Origin of the sequence: uncultured Dialister sp. (assembly GCF_900541605.1) — a bacterium.
Classification (GTDB): Bacteria; Bacillota; Negativicutes; order Veillonellales; family Dialisteraceae; genus Dialister.
The window spans coordinates 1-3,913 of the sequence record NZ_UQKJ01000158.1; the positions used below are offsets into that span (position 1 = coordinate 1).

Sequence of the window (3,913 nt, forward strand, 5' to 3'; positions counted from 1 at the left end):
CTCATTTGCGAGCATAGCCTGCCCATTAAGCGAGCACCTTAGAGCCCGGCCGAAGGGTTTCCATCTCCAAGGGGGGCACGCTCTTATGGCTATTCTCGATATATGTGGTAATCCCAAAGCATGCAGGCCCTTGGAGAAGGGCCGCGCCAAAGGCGCAGGATAGATTGACAGGATAAGACGGCGAAGCCGCGGGGTCTCAATTCTCTTTACTCAATTCTCAATTCTCTCCCTTTCCCACAGAAAAAGGCCGTGAATGGATGAACCATTTCACAGCCCTTGTCAGTCAAGCGATGGGCCGGCAGGAGAAACCAGCTGTCGATGGAATCCGCATGGATCCGAAGCTGGCTCACAAATCCGGTTTCTTCGTCAGTCTCACTGCCTATCTCCAGAGTGCCTGTAACGGTGATGGGGGTATCGTAAGGGAGTGCGGTAATGGGGTCGTCTACTTTGACAACGATGATGTTATCAGGCCAGTCTGCGTCACTGGAACAGAAGGGGCAGACAGACATAGGGACTTCAGTGAGCACGAAGAAATGTATGGTCGGCGTCAGTGGCGGGGCCATGTAGCCCGAGATGGTCACTGTGCCGCCTTCAAGACTCTGCACCTTGTCCGAGAAGGCGAGGCCATCGGCGGAGTAGGAGGAATAAATTTCATCAAACGATAATTCTTCCGCCTCTGCAGCCGGAGCCGCTGCCAGGAACAGGGATAGAATCATAAAGGAAATCAAAAGTAATCGTTTCATCAATCATATGTCCTTGGAGGTATGGAAAGTGGGAGTAACCTCCCCCATCTATGGGGGAGGTCACCGGTTCAGGGATCTCCCTTCCATTTCCTTACTTCTTATTTTTTGTAGCGTCGATGCCGAGGGCTCTCATCATACCGAAGAAGACTTCCGTATTATCCATGGTGCCATGGAAGTATTCAGAGCCAGGGCCGCCGGCATTCAGGAGAATATCATCGGCGGAATGGCATTCCTGGGGATCGTCCTTCGGAGTGTTGGCCGGCATCAGTTCAGCCGGGTCGCCAGGATGGATACGAGCCGGATTTGCTTTGGAGGAAGCATGGGATACCTGATGGTATTCTACGTTGTCCCCGTTCTTTACCGCTTCTTCCTTGGTCTCCGTTACAGCCAGGGCCGGCGGAGTCGGGGTCTTCATGAAGTGGTAGTTTTCATAGTATTCCGGATGGTTAGCGTACTGGACAGCCAGGGTCACATCGGGATCCGGGTTATCCGGGAATCCATCGTGGTCGGCATCCTTGAATGTCGGGAAAATAGAGTTTGCATAGACCCGAACTGCTTCGGTGCCCTTCTTGCCATCCCGTTCATGGTAGGTGCCGCTGATGGAGATGCCGTGTGCATGGTCGGCGAGGACGATGATCAGTGTATTGTCGCCATGTTCCTTTGCCCACTTTTCAGCGTATTCGATGGACTTATCGAATTCGATGGTATCGTAGGCTGCACGCTGCCAGTCCATGACGTGGAGCTGTTTATCGATGGAAGCCCCTTCAATCATGGCGAAGAAGCCGTTCGGGTTCTTGGAGAGGATGTCCAGGGACTTTTTGGTCATATTCATCAGGTTCGGCTGGTCCGTGAAGCCTTTCAGGACCTTCGGGTTCTTCAGCATTTCACGGTCGATGTACACGTTCATGGTGCCCGTATGGAAGAGGCCCAGGAGCGGCTTGTTGTCCGGAGCAGCCATCATTTCCTTGGAAGTGGAAGCGAAGGTGTAGCCCAGGTTCTTGAAATCCTGGATAATGTTGTCGTTATCTTTTCTCTTGGATCCGGGAACAGACTTCGGCAGGTAACGGGCAGAGCCGCCACCCATGATAACGTCCGGGCGATGGTAAGCGTCCAGGTAGCTCTTAGCCAGGAAATCCTGGTTGGCTCTCCGGCGGGTATGGCCGATCATGGCTGCCGGGGTAGCATCGGTGGATTCCGCTTGGGTAATGATGCCGACGGACATGCCTCTCGTTCTCTTGACGATTTCGGAAATGTTTTCTACCTTCGGATCATCGAAGGGATCCTTCGTGGAGTCTTCATAGACGCCCATGGCATTGACCACGGACTTGTGGCCTGTGGCATAGGCGGATGCGGAGTTCGCACTGTCGGTGACCAGGGAATCGTAACCGGAAGTGGTGATGACCGCATTGTGGTCCAGTTTTTCCATAGCCAGCAGGTCATTGTACTTGCCGTTTGTCATACCCTTGGAAAGGATACGGGCAATTTCACGAGCCTGGAGGGACATGCCATCGCCTACGAAGAGGATGACGTTCTTTGCCTTCTTCACAGCTGCTTCATGGACTACATTGTAGCCGGCGGTGGCTTTGGACACGCCGAGGCTGTCCTTTGCGTTGACCGTTACTTCCACCTTGCCGGTCTTGGCAAAGTCCACATCATCGATGCGGTAGGAAGTCACACCGTTTCCGAGATCCTTGGTGACTGCCTTCTTGCCGAAGAACTTTTCTGCCGGTACACCGTTCACCTGTACGTCCACGGACTGCAGGTTCTTGGCATTGGACACTTCCACATCGAAATCAAAACGGGCGCCTGCCCAGAACTTGGCCGTATCTACCGGAAGAATCCGGATATCCGATGCCTGAGAAGGAAATGCCCCTCCAAGGAGGGCACCTCCTGCCAGTACTGCGCAAACAGCCGCTTTCATCCATGCTTTTTTCATACCTCTGCTCCTTCCCTTGGAAAGCACCATACCATGACCGTGCTCTCCCGATGAATCTTATTCATCACTTCTTTTATTGTTGTTCTGAGTTCCATGATAAAGAAAAAATGCAACGGTTCTGACAGGGCTTTGTATGAGAAAGGCAAAATGAAAATTAGAAATAAAATAAAAGTCCAACATTTTTGACGAAATGTGGACTTTTGTAAATAGATTGAAAAAACAGAATTGAGATTTGAGGTTTGAGAATTGAGGTCCCGCAGCTGCGCCGCGGAACCTGTCTGACGTCTGCCTTCCTTTCAGAATCCGGCTGACGATAAACGATGATAGTCATTTCGAGCGGTGTGAGCATGCCCTATGACTCTGCAGACAAGAATCGCTACAGCTGCGATGAGCCGAGAAATCTTTCTCGTGGTCGGGAATACAAGTCTTTTCAACCCCTCTCCGCCCTGGCGCACTTCGTGCCTGGGGGGGAGGCTTGGGTAGAGTCATTTCCACGTTTTGGGGATAGAGTCATCAGGATTCCAACGGCGGCGTAGCTACTCTCCCATCAATCCATCCTGCGGCTTTGCCGCGGGCCTTCTCTAAGGGCCTGCACAATAGGGAAAGATTTGAGAGTTGAGGTTCAGCGTCAGAGCCGCAAAAGGCTGCATGCTTATTGGTTATCTCATAATTGAAAAATAACCGTAAGCGAGTGCCCCCTTAGAGAAGGGGGCAGGCCAAAGGCCAGGGGATGGATCCGCCTCGCAGAGGCGGGTTCTGCGAAGCAGACGGAGGTTAGCCATTGGACGCGCCGCAGGCTGGACCGGTCTGACATCTGACCGTCTGGCCATCTGATGTTCCCGCCCCAAACGACACTATCCACACCCCACCCGCAGGCCTGACTGACGCTAAACGATGACCGTCATTTCGAGCGGTGTGAACATGCCCTATGACTCTGCAGTCAAGAATCGCTACAGCTGCGATGAGCCGAGAAATCTTTCTGGTGGTCGGGAATACAGGGCTTTTCAACAGCCTTCCTTCTGCAGTGAATCAGTGGCTGGTGGCTGGTGGCTGGTATCTGGGTGGTCAGCTCAAGTCTCAAGGCTAAAGGTTCAAGGCCCCACTCCCAGTGACTCCAACCGTCCCCACCTCGCGCCGCAGGCTGGACCTCAACTCTCAAATCTCAACTCTCAACTCTAAAAAAAGAGAAACCCACCAGCTTAGCTGGTGGTTCTTCTTTTGCGGCCCAAAGGGC

At 52.8% G+C, this 3,913-nt stretch carries 2 protein-coding genes; both read right to left on the reverse strand.

Translation table 11 applies throughout. The features are described from left to right. Positions 1 to 206 precede the first annotated feature (206 nt). Positions 207 to 743, reverse strand: a complete 537-nt coding sequence (locus QZR21_RS08475) for a hypothetical protein (RefSeq protein ID WP_296974930.1) — start codon at positions 741 to 743, stop codon at positions 207 to 209. A gap of 91 nt (positions 744 to 834) precedes the next feature. Next, positions 835 to 2,679, reverse strand: a complete 1,845-nt coding sequence (locus QZR21_RS08480; RefSeq protein WP_296098844.1) for an alkaline phosphatase — start codon at positions 2,677 to 2,679, stop codon at positions 835 to 837. Positions 2,680 to 3,913 lie beyond the last annotated feature (1,234 nt).

What these genes read in the sequence shown, in the direction of transcription:
- QZR21_RS08475 (WP_296974930.1), bottom strand. Translation starts at nt 743, where the DNA reads ATGAAACGATTACTTTTGATTTCCTTTATGATTCTATCCCTGTTCCTG.
- QZR21_RS08480 (WP_296098844.1), bottom strand. Translation starts at nt 2,679, where the DNA reads ATGAAAAAAGCATGGATGAAAGCGGCTGTTTGCGCAGTACTGGCAGGA.